This window comes from Micromonospora sp. CPCC 205558 (genome assembly GCF_036902955.1).
Lineage (GTDB): Bacteria > Actinomycetota > Actinomycetes > Mycobacteriales > Micromonosporaceae > Micromonospora.
This window is the reverse complement of the sequence record NZ_JBAKHR010000015.1, coordinates 99,195-113,610: the sequence shown is the minus strand read 5'-3', so window position 1 is coordinate 113,610 and position 14,416 is coordinate 99,195. Positions and strand designations below refer to the sequence as shown.

12 protein-coding genes are annotated in these 14,416 nt (G+C 72.2%); 3 read left to right on the top strand and 9 right to left on the bottom strand.

From position 1 onward, the window contains the following. Positions 1-32 precede the first annotated feature (32 nt). Both V6U86_RS18520 and V6U86_RS18515 read left to right on the top strand, forming a co-directional pair. Positions 33-974 carry a transporter substrate-binding domain-containing protein gene (locus tag V6U86_RS18520; RefSeq protein WP_334505037.1) on the top strand — a complete coding sequence of 314 codons (942 nt, stop codon included), beginning with the start codon at positions 33-35 and terminating at the stop codon, positions 972-974. Continuing rightward, the gene (locus tag V6U86_RS18515) at positions 971-2,179 is read left to right on the top strand and encodes a hypothetical protein (RefSeq protein WP_334505036.1); all 1,209 of its coding nucleotides are present in this window, start codon (positions 971-973) and stop codon (positions 2,177-2,179) included. Before V6U86_RS18520 ends, V6U86_RS18515 begins: the two co-directional genes overlap by 4 nt. Positions 2,180-2,226: 47 nt before the next feature. Here V6U86_RS18515 and V6U86_RS18510 read toward each other — a convergent pair whose 3' ends face one another. The 9 genes from V6U86_RS18510 to V6U86_RS18470 all read right to left on the bottom strand — a co-directional run bounded on the left by V6U86_RS18510 (position 2,227) and on the right by V6U86_RS18470 (position 13,590). Continuing rightward, a complete protein-coding gene (locus tag V6U86_RS18510; protein ID WP_334505035.1) occupies positions 2,227-3,390 on the bottom strand; it encodes an acyl-CoA dehydrogenase family protein in 1,164 nt (387 codons plus the stop codon). Next, the gene (locus V6U86_RS18505; RefSeq protein ID WP_334505034.1) at positions 3,387-5,423 is read right to left on the bottom strand and encodes an ATP-binding protein; all 2,037 of its coding nucleotides are present in this window, start codon (positions 5,421-5,423) and stop codon (positions 3,387-3,389) included. Before V6U86_RS18505 ends, V6U86_RS18510 begins: the two co-directional genes overlap by 4 nt. Before the next feature lie 11 nt (positions 5,424-5,434). Further along, positions 5,435-7,036: an acyl-CoA carboxylase subunit beta gene (locus tag V6U86_RS18500; RefSeq protein ID WP_334505033.1), complete on the bottom strand. Its 1,602-nt coding sequence runs from the start codon at positions 7,034-7,036 to the stop codon at positions 5,435-5,437. Then, entirely contained in the window at positions 7,033-8,229 is a 1,197-nt protein-coding gene (locus tag V6U86_RS18495; RefSeq protein ID WP_334505032.1) for an acyl-CoA dehydrogenase family protein, read from the bottom strand. The genes V6U86_RS18500 and V6U86_RS18495 overlap by 4 nt, the downstream gene beginning before the upstream one ends. Next, entirely contained in the window at positions 8,226-9,902 is a 1,677-nt protein-coding gene (locus V6U86_RS18490; RefSeq protein ID WP_334505031.1) for an acyclic terpene utilization AtuA family protein, read from the bottom strand. The genes V6U86_RS18495 and V6U86_RS18490 overlap by 4 nt, the downstream gene beginning before the upstream one ends. Further along, positions 9,899-10,696 (bottom strand): TIGR03084 family metal-binding protein, encoded by a 798-nt coding sequence (locus V6U86_RS18485; RefSeq protein ID WP_334505030.1) that lies wholly within the window; start codon positions 10,694-10,696, stop codon positions 9,899-9,901. The genes V6U86_RS18490 and V6U86_RS18485 overlap by 4 nt, the downstream gene beginning before the upstream one ends. Positions 10,697-10,733: 37 nt before the next feature. Next, positions 10,734-11,339, bottom strand: a complete 606-nt coding sequence (locus V6U86_RS18480; RefSeq protein WP_334505028.1) for a TetR/AcrR family transcriptional regulator — start codon at positions 11,337-11,339, stop codon at positions 10,734-10,736. A gap of 700 nt (positions 11,340-12,039) precedes the next feature. Continuing rightward, a complete protein-coding gene (locus tag V6U86_RS18475; RefSeq protein WP_334505027.1) occupies positions 12,040-12,783 on the bottom strand; it encodes a metallophosphoesterase family protein in 744 nt (247 codons plus the stop codon). A 129-nt stretch (positions 12,784-12,912) separates the two neighbouring features. Further along, entirely contained in the window at positions 12,913-13,590 is a 678-nt protein-coding gene (locus V6U86_RS18470) for a Crp/Fnr family transcriptional regulator (RefSeq protein ID WP_007073398.1), read from the bottom strand. A gap of 143 nt (positions 13,591-13,733) precedes the next feature. Between V6U86_RS18470 and V6U86_RS18465 the strand changes: the two genes are divergently transcribed. Next, the gene (locus tag V6U86_RS18465) at positions 13,734-14,396 is read left to right on the top strand and encodes an adenosylcobinamide amidohydrolase (protein ID WP_334505121.1); all 663 of its coding nucleotides are present in this window, start codon (positions 13,734-13,736) and stop codon (positions 14,394-14,396) included. Positions 14,397-14,416: the final 20 nt, after the last annotated feature.

Genomic DNA, 14,416 nt, shown 5'->3' with positions numbered 1-14,416 from the left:
TCCCGCAGGCTCTCCCGGCAGCGAGGTCGCCCATGAACTCAGGCAGTTCGCAGTCCCGGCTCCGCTCGGTCGCCTCGACACTGGCGGTCGCCCTCACCCTCGTGCTCGCCGCCGCCGCCGGCTGCGACAGCCGGAAGGAACCAGACCTGTCCTCCGTGCAGGAGAAGATGCGCGAGACGCACATCTACGGTCAGTCGAAGCTCCGGATCGGTGTCGCCACGAACGAGCCGCTCATGGGCGACCTGCGAAACGGCCAGCACGTCGGGTTCGACGTGGAGATCGCCCGGTACGTGGCGGCCTCCCTCGGCTACGAGGGGGACCAGCGGCTGGAGTTCGTCTCGGTGGCCACCGAGGACCGGATCCCGTCGCTCCAGGGCGGCACCGTCGACCTCGTGGTGTCCAGCTTCTCGATGACCGAGGACCGCAAGAAGCTGGTCAGCTTCGCCGGGCCGTACTTTGTCACCACCCAGGAGGTGATGGTGCCGGTCCGGCTCAAGGACAAGATCCGCACCATTGAGGATCTGCGTGACCCGGCCTACAAGGTCTGCACCAGCGGCGGCTCCACGACCGAGGCCGAGTTGGAGAAACACCAGGTCAGGACGTTCGTGGTCAAGGACGTCGGGGACTGCGTCGACGGCATCCGGAAGGGCCGGTACGACGCGGTCAGCTCCGACGAGTCGATCCTCGCCGGTTTCCTGGCCAGCTACCCCAAGGAGTTCGAGATCGTGGACATGCCGTTCGGCACCAGCGAGTTGCTGGGCATCGGCGTGCCGATCGGTGATCCCGCGCTGCGCGACCTGGTCGCGTTCTTCCTCCAGAAGAGCTACGAGCAGGGCCGCGACGGCGACGCCAGCCCTTGGCAGACCGCGTACAACCGGACTCTCGGCCCGTGGTTGAAGGCCGAGAAGCGCCAGCCGCAGCCGCTGGAGGTGCCGAAGCTCGTCGACTTCGACGACAAGGCGCCCGCGAAGTGAGCGCGGCGACGACCGCCACCGGCGGCGACGGGCCGGTTCCGCCGCCCCGCGCGGCCGCGCCCGGCGACGCCGCCGACCCGCCGCCAATCGACGGTACGACCGCAGCGTCGCCCGCCGTCGACCGTCCAGCCGCCGCAGGTGAGGTTGCCTGGCCGGCCGCCGTGCCGGTCGCCGAACCGGCCGAGCCGGTCGTCGCCGAGGCCGAGCCCGGGCGGGTCCGCTGGGATCCGGCCGAGCGGCGCGCCCGTGCCAGCCAGTCGTTCTGGACTGCCGTGGTGGGCGTACCCGCGATCTTCTCGGTGCTCCGCCTCGGCGTGGAGGCCGGCGGCGAACTTCAGACCACGCTGCTGCTGGTGGCCAACGTCGGGCCGGTCAACCTGCTCGCCGGCTTCCTGACCACAGCGGCCCGGTTGCTCTCCACCGGCCTGGTCGCCGTGTTCGCGCTCGGCGCGGTGCTGGCCGTCAGCGCGGATCGACTTCCGCCGGGCACTCGGCGTCGCCCACTCTTCGCCCGCTGGGCCGACATCACGCCAGCCTGGGTGGTGCTGGCCAGCTTCCTGCTCGCCCTGATCACCTGGCCGTTGCTCTACCTTCCGCTGCTGTTGCCGGCGTTCGTGGCCGCGTTCCAGCTGCGCCCCGGGCGGCTGCACGAGCGGGTGGTGCCTCGGCTGCTGCTGATCGGCGCGCTGTTCGCCGGGTACGGCTGGTTGATGCTGCCCACGCTTCGCGATGCGATGCGCCAAGGCGACGAGTGGCTGGTGCTGGCGCTCATCGTGGTGCCTCCGCTGCTGGCCCTGTTCATCGCGGGGCCGCTGCCGGGCATGGTGATCCGGCCGTTGGCGTCGGTGACCGAGGTGGCGGTGCTCGCCACCCTGATCTGGGCCGCGGTGCCGGTGATCAGCACACCGGTGTTGCCGCTGACCGTCACCACGGTGGGCCCGGAGAATGGGCCCACCGAGGACGTACGCGGGCACGTGGTCACCACCGACGACGTCAACATGGTGATCCTCCAGGAGCGGGGCGGGGTCCGGTACGTCCCGGTCGATCTGGTCCGCGCCCAGGTGCTCTGCCCCAGCGAGGAGGAGTTGCCCCGCCACCAACTGCGCATTCACGACTTCCACGTCGAGGATTCACTGTTGGAGGGCATGGGTCGTCGGGTCCGCCCGGTCCACCGCATCGACGCCGCCTGCCGTACCCCGGCCTGACCGTCGACGGGGTGGCGCGGGCGCCCGGCACGCCCGCGCGGCCCAGGTCAGTACGACTTGTCCTGGCCGAGGACGTGCTGGGCCACGAAGTTGAGGATCATCTCGCGGCTGACCGGCGCGATCCGGCCGGCCCGGACCGCGCCGAGCAGGGTCGCCACCCCGTACTCGGTGGTCATGCCGGCCCCGCCGAGCACCTGGACGGCGGTGTCCACGGCGAGCGCGGCGGCCTCCCCGGCGGCGTACTTGGCCATGTTGCCGGACACTCCGGCCTCCAGGTCACGGCCGGCGTCGTACAGGGTGGCCGCCTTCTGGATCATGAGGCGGGCCAGCTCCACCTGCACCGCCGCGTGTGCCAGCGGATGCGATACCCCCTGGTGGGACCCGATGCTCCGACCGCCCCAGACCTTGCGGGTGGCGGTGTACTCGCTGGCCCGCTCGATGGCGTACCGGCCGGTGCCGGCACCCATCGCGGCCACCGTGATCCGCTCCGGGTTGAGCCCGGCGAAGAGTGCCGGCAACCCGGCGTCCAGCGACTCACCGAGCAGCGCGTCAGCGGGCACCCGCACGTCGTCCAGGTAGAGCAGGAACTGGTTCTCCGGAGACACGATCTCCATGTCCAGCTTGGACCGGGTCAGCCCGGCGGCGTCGGTCGGCACCAGGAACAGCGCCGGCTTCAGCTTGCCGGTCCCGGAATCCTCGGTTCGCGCCACCACCAGCACGTGACCGGCCTCGTCGACACCGGAGATGTAGCACTTGCGGCCGTTCAGCACCCAGTCGTCGCCGTCGCGGCGGGCCACCGTCCCGAGCCGGTGGAAGTTGGAACCGGCCTCCGGTTCGGTGATCGCGAAGACGATCTTCTGGGAGCCGTCGGCGAGGCCCGGGAGGTGCCGCTTGCGCTGCTCCTCCGTGCCGTGCCGGGTGAGCACGGTCGCCGCGATGGCCGGCGAGACCACCAGCAGCAGCAGCGGGCAACCGGCGGCCGCCAGCTCCTCGCAGACGATGGCCAGCTCGGTGATGCCGCCGCCCCCGCCGCCGTACTCCGTGGGGATGTTGACCCCCAGGTAGCCGAGCCGTCCCGCCTCGGCCCACAACTCGGTGGTGTGCTCGCCGGCCTTCGCCTTCTCGACGAAGTAGCCGTGGCCGTAGCGGCGGCCAAGGGCCCGCACGGCGTCGCGCAGCTGGTCCTGCTCGGGGGTGAGGTCGAAGGTCATCGGGGGTCCTCCTCGGGATTCGACGGCTCCAGATCGCCGGGTGCGGGTGAGCCGTCGATGACGGCCAGCACAGCGCCCGCCTGCACCTGACCGCCGGTCGGCACCGGCAACTCGGCGACCACACCGTCGATCGGGGCCAGCACGGGATGTTCCAGCTTCATCGCTTCCAACGTGAGCAGTGGCTCGCCGGCGGTGACCCGCTGACCGACCCGGACATGCACCCGGGTCACCGCGCCGGGCAGCGGCGCGAGCAGCGAACCGGCGGCCACCTCCGTCGTCGGCAGCGGGAGGCGCGGCAGCTCGGTCAGGCTCGCCGCCCCGTCCGGGCCGTCCACGAAGACCGCCGACCCCGCCCGGTGTACGCGGTACGCGCGACGAACCCCGTCGACGTCGAGCACCACCCGGTCCGGGGTGGCGTCCACCAGGGCCACCGTGGGCGCTGCCGCCCGCTCGGCGACATCCTCCGCCGGCGGGGCGCTGGACCAGTCGGCGAGCCCGCCAGCCCGGTCCAGGCGGTAGCGGATCTCGATCTCGTCGCCCTCCGACCCGACGAAGCGGGTGACCTGAGGGACGGCGGGCACGTTGCGCCAACCGGAGGGGAGCCCGGAGAGCACCGGCGCTGTCGATCGGCGGTGCGCGGCGCCCGCCAGCGCGGCGGCGAGAGCGGTGACCGGACGCTGGTCGGCGGGGAGGAGCGGGGCGAAGACCTCCGGGTGCCGGTCCAGGAAACCCGTGTCGATCTCCACGGCGGCGAACGCAGGGCTGCGCAGCACCCGGACCAGCAGGTCCCGGTTGGTGGTCACCCCGTGCAGCTCGGCCCGGGCCAGCTCGCTCGCCAGCAGCCGGGTCGCCTCCGCGCGGGTACGACCCCAGGCGATCAGCTTCGCGAGCATCGAGTCGTAGTGCACCCCGACCACCGAGCCGGCCACCACACCCGAGTCGACCCGCAGGCCCGGCCCGGCCAGCCCGCCGAACTCGGTCGCCACCCCGGCAACGCTGAACCGGTGCAGGGTCCCGGTGACCGGCCGCCAACCCGCAGCCGCATCCTCGGCGCAGAGGCGTACCTCGATCGCGTGCCCGGTGCTCGCCGGCAGCGCCGCCGGCAGCGGCTCGCCCTCGGCGACGAGCAGTTGCAACCCCACCAGGTCCAGACCGGTGCACAACTCGGTGACCGGGTGCTCCACCTGGAGCCGGGTGTTCATCTCCAGGAAGAAGAACTCACCACCCGGGGCGAGCAGGAACTCCACAGTGCCCGCGCCCAGATAGTCCACCGCGCGTCCGGCGGCCACCGCCGCCTCGTGCAACGCCGTCCGCACCCGCTCCGGTACGACCGCCGGCGCCTCCTCGACGATCTTCTGGTGTCGCCGCTGGATCGAGCACTCGCGGTCACCGAGAGCCACCACTCGACCGTGGGCGTCGCCGAAGATCTGCACCTCGACGTGCCGACCCCGCTCGACGTACCGCTCGATGAAGACAGTGCCGTCGCCGAACGCGGCAGCCGCCTCGCGGCGCGCGGAGGCAACCGCCTCGGCCAGTTCGTCGGCGGCCCGCACGATCCGCATGCCCCGGCCACCACCGCCAGCCGACGCCTTCACCAGCACCGGGAAGTCCGCGATCTCGTCGGTGTCGGTCCAGCTCGGCAGCATCGGCACACCCGCCTCGGCGAGCAGCGCCTTCGCCGCTAACTTGTCGCCCATCGTGGCGATCACCTTCGCCGGCGGCCCGACCCAGGTCAGGCCGGCGTCGGCCACCGCCGCCGCGAACTCGGCGTTCTCGGCGAGAAACCCGTAGCCGGGGTGGACAGCGTCCGCGCCGCTGCGCCGGGCTGCTTCCAGGATGAGATCCACCCGCAGGTACGTCTCGGCCGGCGTGGCACCTGGCAGCCGGACCGCCTGGTCGGCCTCGGCCACGAACGGCGCGTCGGCGTCCGCGTCCGAGTGCACGGCGACGGTCTGCACGCCCATCGCTCGGCAGGTGGCGAAGACCCGACGCGCGATCTCGCCCCGGTTGGCCACGAGCAGTCTGTTAATCATGAGTGGCCCCTCTACATCCGGAAGACGCCGAAACCGTCGGCGCCCTTCACCGGTCCGTTGTGGATCGCCGAGAGGCAGAGCCCGAGGATGGTCCGGGTGTCCCGGGGGTCGATCACCCCGTCGTCGTAGAGCCGTCCGGAGAGGAAGAGCGCGCCGGACTGCGACTCGATCTGCTGCTCGACCATCATCCGCATCGCCGCGTCCGACTCCTCGTCGTAGTCGCGCCCTCGTGCCGCAGCCGCCTGTCGGGCCACGATGGACAGCACCCCCGCGAGCTGCGCCGGGCCCATCACCGCCGACTTCGCGTTCGGCCAGGTGAACAGGAACCTCGGCTCGTACGCCCGGCCGCACATGCCGTAGTTGCCGGCCCCGTACGAGGCGCCCAGGTTCACCGTCAGGTGCGGCACCGTCGAGTTCGACACCGCGTTGATCATCAGGGCGCCGTGCTTGATGATGCCGCGCTGCTCGTACTCGGTGCCGACCATGTAGCCGGTCGTGTTCTGCAAGAAGATCAACGGGGTGTCCGAGGCGTTCGCGAGCTGGATGAACTGGGCCGCCTTCTGCGCCTCCGCGCTGAACAGCACCCCTCGGGCGTTGGCCAGCACCCCCACCGGGTAGCCGTGCAGCTCACCCCAACCGGTGACCAGCGCGTCCCCGTACGCCGGTTTGAACTCGTCGAAGTCGCTGCCATCGAGGATCCGGGCCAGCACCTCCCGAGGGTCGAACGGCACCTTCAGATCGGCGCTGGTGATGCCGAGCAGCTCCTCCGGGTCGTACTTCGGCGGCTGCGGCACCGCCGTACGCGGCGACGGACCCTGCTTACGCCAGTTCAACCGGCGGACGCACTGCCGGGCCAGCCGGATGCCGTCGCGCTCGTCCTCGGCCAGGTAGTCGGCGAGCCCGGACGTGCCGGCGTGCATCGCCGCGCCGCCCAACGACTCGTCGTCGGTGACCTCGCCGGTCGCCATCTTCACCAGCGGCGGACCGGCCAGGTAGACCTGCGACCGATCCCGAATCATGATCACGTGATCGGACATCCCCGGCACGTACGCGCCACCGGCCGTGGCGTTGCCGAAGACCACGCTGACCGTGGGGATGCCCGCCGCCGAGAGCCGGGTGAGGTCACGGAACACCCGACCACCGGGGATGAAGATCTCCGCCTGGGTGGGCAGGTCCGCCCCGGCCGACTCGACCAGGTTGACCATGGGCAGCCGGTTGGCCAGGGCGACCTCGCCGGCCCGCCGGGTCTTCGCGAGCGACCACGGGTTGACCGCGCCACCGCGTACCGTCGGGTCGTTCGCGACGATCAGGCACTCCACACCCTCGACCACCCCGATACCGGTGACCACGCTGGCCCCGACCGGGAAGTCCGAGCCGTACGCGGCGACCGGCGACAACTCCAGGAATGGACTGTCGGCGTCCACCAGCAGCTCGATCCGCTCCCGGGGGAGCAGCTTGCCGCGGCCGTGGTGCCGGGTCACGTACTTCTCGCCGCCACCAGCGCGCGCCTGGTCCAGCGCAGCGTCCAACTCGGCCAGCCGCTCCAGCAACGCCGCCCGGTTCGCCACGTACGAGGGCGCGGAAGGGTCCACCGCGCTGTCCAGGATCGTCATAGGCCCATGCCCTTCGCGATGATCTCGTTCATGATCTCGGTAGTGCCGCCGCCGATGCCGAGAATCCGCGCGTCGCGGTAGTGCCGCTCCACCTCGGCGTCGCGCAGATAGCCGAAGCCGCCGTGCAGCTGCAACGCCTGGTCGACGACGTGGTCGCAGGCGGCCACCGCCATGTTCTTCGCCATCGCCACCTCGGTCACCACCGGCTCGCCTGCCGCGACCCGACCCGCGACCTCGTGCACGTACGCCCGCGCCGCCTCGGCCCGCGTGTGCATCTCGGCCAACCGGTGTCGGATCAGCTGCCGGCTGGCCAGCGGACGCCCGAAGGTCTCCCGGTCCCGGCACCAGCGCACCGCCAACTCGACGCAGCGCTGCGCGGTCGCGTACGCCTGGGTCGCCAGCGACAGCCGCTCCGCAGCGAAGTGCTGCATGATCGCCAGGAAGCCGGTGTTCTCCGCGCCGATCCGGTTGGCGACCGGCACCCGTACGTCCGCGAAGGACAACTCGGCGGTGTCCGAGCAGTGCCAACCCAGCTTCTCCAACCGGCGTCCCACGGTGAACCCGGGCGACCCCTTGTCGATGACCAGGAGGGTCAGCTCACCGCTGCCGGGGAAGTCGGTACACACGGCAGTGGTCACGAAGTCGGCCCGGTGCCCGCTGGTGATGTAGGTCTTCGACCCGTTCACCACGTAGTGGTCGCCTTCGCGGCGGGCGGTCGTGCGGATGCCGGCCACGTCCGAACCGCCGTCCGGCTCGGTGATGGCCAGCGCGCCGATCATCGTGCCGGACAGGGTGGGTCGGACGTACCGCTCGATCAGGCCGTCGTCGCCCGGGGGCGAGACGCCGCCGAACCGTCCGCCCAGCGAACCACCGGTGCGGGCACCGGCCGCCGCGACCATGTGCGGCAACGCGATGCCGTGCGTGAACAGGGCCGCGACCAGCCCGGACGAGCCGCCGGAACGGATCAGCTCCTCGGTCACGATGATCGAGTCGAGCAGGTCACCGCCGCTGCCGCCGACCGACTCCGGGAAGCCGATGCCGAGCAGGCCGAGCTTCGCGGCGGTCGCGTGCAACGCCCTTGGCACCTCGCCGGCCCGCTCCCAGTCGTCCAGGTGCGGCAACACCTCCCGGGTCACGAACGCACGGGTCAGCTCGCGCAGTTGTCGGCGCTCGGGGGTGTCCACGATGCTCATCGGCTGGCCTCCGTCGGCACCTCGGCTGGCAGGTCGACGACCCGGGCGCGCAGCAGCTCGCCGAGCGCCTTGGCCTGCGGGTCGAACCGGGTGGACGCGGCCACCCCCGCGCCGAGCAGGCCCTCGATCACGAAGTTGACCGCGCGCAGGTTCGGCAACTCGTAGCGCCGCACGACCAGCGGTGCGGTCTCCGGCAGCAGCTCGGCCAGCCGCTCGACTGTCAACCAGGTCCGCAGCCACGCGTACCGGGCGTCGGAACGCGCCCAGACACCGAGGTTGGCGTCTCCGCCCTTGTCCCCGGAGCGCGCGCCGACCACCTCACCGAGCGCCCCACGCCGGGTGGGGCCGTCGACCGCCGCGTCACCGCCCGGGGACCTCTCGTCCTCCGTTGTGGGGGCGGTGCGGACGGGCGGGGCGATCGGCACCCGCTCGCCGCCGGGCAACACCGCGACGTGCCGCACCGATTCCTGCGGCACCGCGTCGGCGGTGAAGACGCCGTACGGTGTCGCGTCGCCGGGCACTGTGGTCAACGTGCAGCCCGGATACGAGGCCAGGGCCAGCTCCACCGCGGCGGCCGAGAAGGCCCGCCCGGTCCGCGTCCTGTCGCCGTCGCGCAGGTGTACGTGCAGCAGGGCGCTGGCCGCCTCGGTGTCGGCGGCGTCCGGATGGTCGGTCCGGGCCAGCGTGAACTCCAGCCCGTCCTTGCCCACCGCCTCCTCGATCTGCGCCCGCACCAGGGCCGCCTTTGCCTCGATCTGCAGACCGCAGAGGACGAACGTCATCGAGTTGCGGAAGCCGCCGAGGTTGTTGACGCCCACCTTGAGGGTGGGCGGTGGCGGCGTGCCCCGTACGCCGGAGACCCGGACCCGGTCCGGCCCGTCGGGGTGCAGCGTCACCGTGTCCAGTCGGGTGACCACGTCCGGCCCGAGATACGACGGCCCGCCGATCTCGTAGAGCAGTTGGGCGGTGACCGTCTCCACGGTGACCGCGCCGCCGGTGCCCGGGTGCTTGGTGACCACCGACGAGCCGTCGGAGTGGACTTCGACGATCGGGAATCCGGGCCGGTGACCGCCGTCGGGCAGCTCGGTGAAGAAGCTGAAGTTACCGCCGGTGACCTGTGCGCCGCACTCGACGAGGTGCCCGGCGACGGTGGCCCCGGCCAGCTCGTCGAGGTCTTCGCGGCCCCACCCGTGCCGGGCGATGGCCGGGCCGACCACCAGCGAGGCGTCGGTGACCCGGCCGGTGACCACCACGTCCGCACCGGCGTTCAGGCAGGCGGCGATCCCGAACGCGCCGAGGTAGGCGTTCGCGCTCAACGCGTCCGCCCGTTGGATCGTGTCGCCCTCGACGTAGCCGACCCGGGCCGGCAGGCCGAGCCGGTCGGCGAGCTTCTCGATGGCGGCGGCCAGGCCGGCCGGGTTCAACCCGCCGGCGTTTGTCACGATCCGCACACCTCGGTCGAGGGCGGTGCCGAGGCAGGTCTCCAGCTGCCGCAGGAACGTCTTCGCGTAGCCAAGGTCGGGGTCGCGCAGGCGGTCCCGGGCCAGAATCAGCATGGTCAACTCGGCCAGGTAGTCGCCGGTCAGCACATCCAGCTCACCGCCGTCGAGCATCTCCCGCCAGGCGGTGAACCGGTCGCCGTAGAAGCCGGAGGCGTTGCCGATGCGGATCATGCCCGTACCCCGTTCCCGCCGGCCGGCTTCCGGCCGTCCCCCGGCGGCCCGGCGAAGGCCTGCGCCACGTCGAGCCACTCGTCGGCGACCGGTCCGGTGGCGACCAGGGCGAGGTCCGCGCGGTGGCGGCGCTGGGTGACCAGTTGGCAGAAGTCCCGGGCCGGGCCGGTGACCCGGTCGGCGGCGTCCGCCGGACCCCAGCTCCACGTGTCGCCGCCGGGCCCGACCAGCTCGACCCGGACCGGCGCCGTCGGTGCCTCCCGGCCGTGCGCGGCGAAGCCGTGCCCGAGGGTACGCACGCCCAGGTGCGCCACGTGCCGAAGTCGAAAGCTGTCGGGGCGTACCACGTCGAGGGCGTCGGCGACGTCGGCGCCGTGCGCCCAGGTCTCCATGATCCGGGCGGTGGCCATCGAGGTGGCCGACATTCGGGTGCCGTACCAGGGCAGCTTCTCGCCGGCCGGAACGGCGGCCAACGCATCGGCGAGCGCGGTTCGCCCGGCCCGCCAGCGGGTGAGCAACTCGGCCAGCGGGGCGAGGAACTCCTCGGCGCCCGCGTCCACCATCCGCGTCACGTCGGGCGCGGCTGTCACCGTCGCGTAGAACGCCTCCGCGTCGGTGGCGGCCAACAACGCGACGTGGTCGGTCCAGGCGAGGTGGGCGATCTGATGCCCGATGCTCCAGCCCGGCGCGGGGGTCGGTTTCGCCCAGTCGGTTGCGGGCAGTGCCGCCACCAGGGCGTCCAGCTGGGCGGACTCGTCGGCCAGGTCGGGGAGCAGGTCGCTGAGATCGACCATGGTGCCTCCGGTCGGTGGTGGCCGGTGCGGCCGGCGGTCAGGGGGTGAGCAGGGTGGCGAGCTGGCGCTTCCAGGTGGCCAACAGGGCGGCCCGGCGGGCGGAGTCGTCGCTGAGCAGGTTGGCCACCCCGAGCCCGCGGAGCAGGTCGAGGGTGGCCTGCACCGCTTCGCGAACGCCGGGTCGACGCTCGTCGACGCCGAGCAGGGCGACGGTCAGCCGGTGCATCTCCCGCCCGACCGTCGCCTCCAACGGCACCAGAGCGTCCCGGAGCTCCCGATCGGTGCGGGCGGCAACCCAGAGCTCGAGTGCGGCCACGAACAGCGGGCCGGTGAACGCCACGGCGAGCAGGTCGACGACCCGGTCCAACCGTTGCGGGCCGGCCGGCAGCGCCTCGGCCTCGGTGCGCAACTCGTCGGCCCGGCGCTCGGCCAGGTGGGCCACGGCGGCCGTCACCAGCGCTGCCTTCGTCGGGTAGTGGTGCAGCTGAGCCCCCCGCGAAACGCCGGCCCGCGCCGCGACGACGGTGGTCGTGGTGCCGGACCAGCCGTGCTCGATCAGGCAGTCGACGGTCGCCTCCAGCAGCCGGGCCTGGGTGGCGCGGCTGCGTTCCTGCTGAGGGACGCGCGTCGATGGAGCTGACATGGGGGACAGCCTGCCGCGCCAGAAACAAACAGTCAAGACTGACTTTTTCTCGACCTTGGCGCTCGGATGGACGCGGTGGGGTCGCGGTGGCATGGCGGTTCGGCGCGGCGCGAGGCGTCTGGCGCGGCCCCGGCGTGGCGCGGCCTGTGGCCCGTGGCGCGGCCTGTGGCCCGTGGCGCGGCCTGTGGCCCGTGGCGCGGGGTGCGGCACATGGCGCGTGTGGCGCGTGAAACGGCCTGTGGCGCGCGCCGCGGTGGTGACGCCGGAGGTGGCCTGGGTGTCGGTCTCGCTATAGAGCTGATGTCACAAACGAATCGCCCGTCGTGCCGGGTCGGCTGCGTCCGACGATCGGCCTGCCAATCACCTGCGGCTGATGCCGCAAACGGTTCAGCTCCAAAGGCTCATTGACTGGTATCCCGGCTCCGCCCAGCGGCCGTTCGGCTGCCGGGTCAGCGGCCGTCGCGAGGGCCGAAGGCGGTCATCGCGTCGGCGTCGCTGTGCCGGGAACGCAGGTACTCGTCCGCGCAGCTGGACACCCGGCCCGAGCAGTGCCCACCACGCGCCCGGGTTGGCTGTGCCAGGTCGGCTGCGTCCGACGATCGGCCTGCCGATCACCTACGGCTGATGCTGCAAACGATTCAGCTCCAAAGGCTCACTGACTGCCATCCCGGCTCCGCCCAGCGGCCGTTCGGCTGCCGGATCAGCGGCCGTCGCGAGGGCCGAAGACGGTCAACGCGTCGGCGTCGCTGTGCCGGGAACGCAGGTACTCGTCCGCCCAGGCAGCCGCGTCGGGGAAGGTCGACTCCGCCGCCACCTGGGCGCAGGCCGCGTCCACGTCGAAGGCGGTGCGGCGCAGCTGGACACCCGGCCCGAGCAGTGCCCACCACGCGCCCGCGCCCCCGTACGGCATGCCGATGCTGCCCGGGTTTACCACCAGGCGCCGGTCGACCAGCCGGGTGAAGGGCATGTGCGTATGGCCGCAGACCACCGTGGAAACCTCGGCGGGAAGGCCGTCGAACACCTCGGCCCAGCGCGCCAACCGAGAGTCGACGAGCACGACCTCCTCGTCATCGCGCGGCGTCGCGTGGCAGAACAGCGTCGGCCCGAGGCCGTCGATCTCCAGCGTCGCCGTCGCCGGCAGCGCGCCGAGCCGGGCCACCTGGTCGTCGCGCAGCTGCGCGGCGGCCCAGTTCGACACCTCGATCGAGGCCGGGCGGCCGGCGCGGGCCTCGACCAGCTCGCGGTCGGCGTTGCCGCCGACCCAGCACACCCGATCGCCCAGGCCGGCGAGCACGTCCAGCACCTCGACCGGTTGCGGACCCGCGGCGATGTCACCGGTGAGCACGATCAGGTCGGCGGCGGCAACGTCCGGCTCGGCCAGTACGGCCTCCAGCGCCGGCAGCACGCCATGGATGTCGGAGAGCACCGCAACACGGTTCACCATGACCCCACCCTCACCGCAGACACCGCCCCGAGGCCAGCGATTCTGCGGCAGGCAGACGGCAGCGGCAGGCAGACGGCAAACGTCCCCGCCTGCGGCCAGTGCCGGCAGGCGGGGACGTCCTTGCGCTACTCAGACGCGGGCGCGACGGGCCAGGCGCTCCGGGTCCAGAATGATGATGCTCTTGCCGTCCAGCCGCAGCCAGCCGCGCGAGGCGAAGTCGGCCAGCGCCTTGTTGACGGTCTCCCGGGAGGCGCCGACGAGCTGGGCGATCTCCTCCTGGGTGAGATCGTGGGTCACCCGCAGAACGCCGCCGTCGCGGGTGCCGAAGCGACCCGCCATCTGGAGCAGGTTCTTGGCGACCCGGCCCGGCACGTCCGTGAAGATCAGGTCGGCGAGCGAGTCGTTGGTCCGGCGCAGCCGCCGGGCGAGCACCCGGAGCAACTGCTCGGCGATCTCCGGGCGGTTGTTGAGCCACGGCCGCAGCGCCTGCTTACGCAGCCGCACCAGCCGGGTGTCGGTCACTGCGGTGGCGGTCGCCGTACGCGGACCCGGGTCGAAGAGCGACAGCTCACCGACCATGTCCGACGGCCCCATCACCGCGATCAGGTTCTGCCGGCCGTCCGCAGCGCGGCGACCAACCTTGATCTTCCCGGACAGCAGGATGTAGAGGCTGTCACCGGGCTCGCCCTCATTGAAGACGACCTCGCCCTTGCGGACCTCGATCGTCTCCATCTCCTTGGCAAGCGCCTCGGCAGCTTCCGGGTCAACACCCTGGAAGATCCCGCTGCGGGCCAGTACCTCGTCCATTGCGCACCTCCGGTTGCGCGTGCCGTCCGTCGGCCGGGGCCGCCGTCCGCTGATCCCCTCGCGCGCCGCCAAGTCTAGGCGCACGTGAGCATGAATCAGAGGTCGCCCCTGGAATCTTGATGGGTGGGCGTAACCTGCCCGACGTGCTGAGCGAGCCGATTCTGACCAGCCGCGTCGAGGACGGGCGGAACGTCCCGCTGCTCGTCTGGCGTGGGGACGTGCCGCTGCGGGCGGTCAGCAGTGGCCCGCTGGGCGGTGGCATCGGGGTCCGGCGGTGGGTGCTGAACGCGACCGTGCCGATGTCGTACGACCGGGAGGACCCTGCGGCGCACCTGGCGTCGCTCGCCGCTGAGTTGGCCCTCGACGGGCCCGGGGTTGGTCTGCTGACCGGCGTCGATGTGACCGAGGTGGTGGCGCGGACCGACACCGGGGTGCGGGCCTGGGTGACGGTCGGGCTCGGCACGCCGGTGCCCGCGGCCGCGCCGACGCCGACCGCGCTCGCCCAACGCGTCGGCACGGTCAACATCGTGGTGTACGTGCCGGCCCGGCTCGCCGACTCGGCACTGGTGAACGCGGTGGCCACCGCGACCGAGGCGAAGACCCAGGCGATCGCCGAGCTGGGGGTGCCGGGGACCGGCACACCCACCGACGCGGTCACCGTGCTCTGCCCCGTGGACGGGCCGGAGGCCGCGTACGGTGGCCCACGCTCCACCTGGGGAGCACCCCTCGCCCGGGCGGTGCACGCGGCAGTGCTCGCCGGTGGCGCCCAGCCGGTTGTGCCGTGGTCTGAGCAGCTCACGGGCTGAAAGTCCAACCGATCGGCTGG

What these genes read in the sequence shown, in the direction of transcription:
- V6U86_RS18520 (WP_334505037.1), top strand. Translation starts at nt 33, where the DNA reads ATGAACTCAGGCAGTTCGCAGTCCCGGCTCCGCTCGGTCGCCTCGACA.
- V6U86_RS18510 (WP_334505035.1), bottom strand. Translation starts at nt 3,390, where the DNA reads ATGACCTTCGACCTCACCCCCGAGCAGGACCAGCTGCGCGACGCCGTG.
- V6U86_RS18505 (WP_334505034.1), bottom strand. Translation starts at nt 5,423, where the DNA reads ATGATTAACAGACTGCTCGTGGCCAACCGGGGCGAGATCGCGCGTCGG.
- V6U86_RS18500 (WP_334505033.1), bottom strand. Translation starts at nt 7,036, where the DNA reads ATGACGATCCTGGACAGCGCGGTGGACCCTTCCGCGCCCTCGTACGTG.
- V6U86_RS18495 (WP_334505032.1), bottom strand. Translation starts at nt 8,229, where the DNA reads ATGAGCATCGTGGACACCCCCGAGCGCCGACAACTGCGCGAGCTGACC.
- V6U86_RS18490 (WP_334505031.1), bottom strand. Translation starts at nt 9,902, where the DNA reads ATGATCCGCATCGGCAACGCCTCCGGCTTCTACGGCGACCGGTTCACC.
- V6U86_RS18485 (WP_334505030.1), bottom strand. Translation starts at nt 10,696, where the DNA reads ATGGTCGATCTCAGCGACCTGCTCCCCGACCTGGCCGACGAGTCCGCC.
- V6U86_RS18480 (WP_334505028.1), bottom strand. Translation starts at nt 11,339, where the DNA reads ATGTCAGCTCCATCGACGCGCGTCCCTCAGCAGGAACGCAGCCGCGCC.
- V6U86_RS18475 (WP_334505027.1), bottom strand. Translation starts at nt 12,783, where the DNA reads ATGGTGAACCGTGTTGCGGTGCTCTCCGACATCCATGGCGTGCTGCCG.
- V6U86_RS18470 (WP_007073398.1), bottom strand. Translation starts at nt 13,590, where the DNA reads ATGGACGAGGTACTGGCCCGCAGCGGGATCTTCCAGGGTGTTGACCCG.